This is a genomic window from Aminobacter sp. P4_D5 (genome assembly GCF_056401815.1).
Map to the genome: position 1 here is coordinate 1 of NZ_JBFUIP010000481.1, position 918 is coordinate 918.

Sequence of the window (918 nt, forward strand, 5' to 3'; positions counted from 1 at the left end):
GATCGACACGGCGCATGCCGCCGATATCGGCGTGATCCTCGATTGGGTGCCCGCCCATTTCCCGGAGGATGCCCACGGCCTCGCCCATTTCGACGGCACGGCCCTCTACGAGCATCCGGATCCGCGCCGCGGCTACCATCCCGACTGGCAGACCGCGATCTACGACTATGGCCGCAAGGAGGTGCAGGCCTTCCTCGCCTCCAACGCACTCTTCTGGCTGGAGCGCTTCCATGCCGACGGGCTGCGCGTGGACGCCGTCTCCTCCATGATCCATCTCGACTACTCGCGCGGCCCCGGCGAATGGGCGCCCAACGAGGACGGTGGCAACGACAACCGCGACGCCGTGGGCTTCCTCCGCCGCACCAACGCCATGCTGGCCGAGCAGGCACCCGGCGCGTTGATGATCGCCGAGGAGGCGACGGACTGGACCGGCGTCTCCGCCCCCGTCGAGAAGGGCGGTCTCGGCTTCGCCTTCAAATGGAACATGGGGTGGATGAACGACACCCTGCGCTACGTGGAGAAGGATCCGCTCCACCGGCGCTTCTACCATCAGCTCATGAACTTCGGGCTGATGTACGCCTTCAACGAGAATTTCGTCCTCCCGCTCAGCCATGACGAGGTAGTGCACGGCAAGGGCACGATCCTCGGCCGCATGCCCGGGGACGAGGGCGACGACTGGCGGCGCTTCGCCAATCTGCGCGTCTACTATGGGTTCATGTGGGGCCATCCCGGCAAGAAGCTGCTCTTCATGGGCCAGGAATTCGGCCAGTGGCGCGAATGGTCCGAGGAGCGCGAGCTCGACTGGCCGTTGCTGGAGTTCCGCAACCACCAGGGGGTGCAGGCCCTCATCCGCGAGCTGAACCGCCTGCATCGCGAGGTTCCCGCCCTGCACGCACGCGACACGGAAGCCGATGGCTT

At 66.2% G+C, this 918-nt stretch carries 1 protein-coding gene; it reads left to right on the forward strand.

Annotated features, from left to right (window positions below):
- On the forward strand, positions 1–918 hold a 918-nt coding region (gene glgB, locus AC1DWF_RS32910; RefSeq protein ID WP_476842707.1), incomplete at both ends, for a 1,4-alpha-glucan branching enzyme.